The 1,122-nt window shown below is 57.0% G+C and carries 1 protein-coding gene; it reads right to left on the bottom strand.

Annotation, left to right across the window (positions count from 1 at the left end; translation table 11 throughout):
• The coding region (locus KE671_RS22515; protein WP_206164789.1) for an autotransporter outer membrane beta-barrel domain-containing protein at window positions 1-1,122 on the bottom strand (1,122 nt) is incomplete at both ends.

The following is a 1,122-nucleotide window of genomic DNA, read 5'->3' as shown; positions in this document are numbered from 1 at the left end:
CGCGGGTACCATTTTTCTCGATGTGGGTATCGGCCTGCACGTCCATCCAGGTCACCTGGACTTTAGGTTGAATGTACAGCGCGTTACGTTCGCTGAATTCGGCCAGTTTCCAGGTGTAGCCCGTTTCGACAGAGGCGGTGATGCCGTCTGAGTCATACTTTTCAGACGCCAGTCCCTGGCCGGATACGGTGTTGTCAAACCAGTTGTAGAGCATCCAGCCATCGACATAAGCGCCGGTTTTATCGGCGTCGTTGGCATACCAGGTGCCGTACAGACCGGCGCTGTAGCCGCTGATCTCCCCGCGTGATGTGTAGCCGGTCAGACTGGAGTGGCTGCGGCTCTTGCTGTTGGCGTAACCGGCCATCAGACCCAGATGCCAGCGATCGAGACCGTCGGTACTCCATTGCGCGATATCACCGCCCAGTTGCATCACATAGCGGTTGCTCTGGGTGCTGATTTGCCCGGAACCGTCCCTGAAGCGGTTATGTCCGCCGATGTGGCGCATCCACAGGCTGGTGACCTTCTGTTCACCGGTTAACGCGTCGGTGTACTGGGTTTCACCCAGACGATCGTGAAGACGGGTGTTGAACAGCGTGTTGGCGGCAAGGGTATTCGCCAGATAGCTGCCGGATTCCGGGCGATACTGATGTTGACCTTCCGGGACGACAGGAGACTGTGGAACCGGTTGTTCTGGTGTTTCTGGTGAAGCTGGTGCTGGCTCATCCGGCGGTAATGGCTCCGGAATAGCCTCGCTGGTCAGATGCCAGTTCTGATTGTTTTTCTTGACTATGTTGTAGTCGTAAGCGCCTGCGACGATACGGCCTTCTTTTACAAAGGTACCGTTAGAGGCACCTTCCACTTCCACGATGGGGATGCCTTCTACCGTCTGCGAACCGCCGCCGCCGGCGTTGGTGACGCTGACGCGCGTGGTACCACTGGTATCACCACGAACAATCAGCTTATCGGTCGCCGAAAGGTCATCACCCAGTACGGTACGCAAGGCCAACAGACCGTTGTTGCCCGCGTAATTACCGTTGATGGTTAACGTGGTCGGAGTAAACGCCGCTCTGACTTTTGCAGGGGAGGAGAGCGTTGCTGAACCTGCCAGATCCAGCGAATTCA

The sequence above is a fragment of the Citrobacter amalonaticus genome, from assembly GCF_018252635.1.
Lineage (GTDB): Bacteria > Pseudomonadota > Gammaproteobacteria > Enterobacterales > Enterobacteriaceae > Citrobacter_A > Citrobacter_A amalonaticus_E.
The sequence above is the reverse complement of the archived record's forward strand: the minus strand, read 5'-3'. Positions and strand labels throughout refer to the sequence as shown.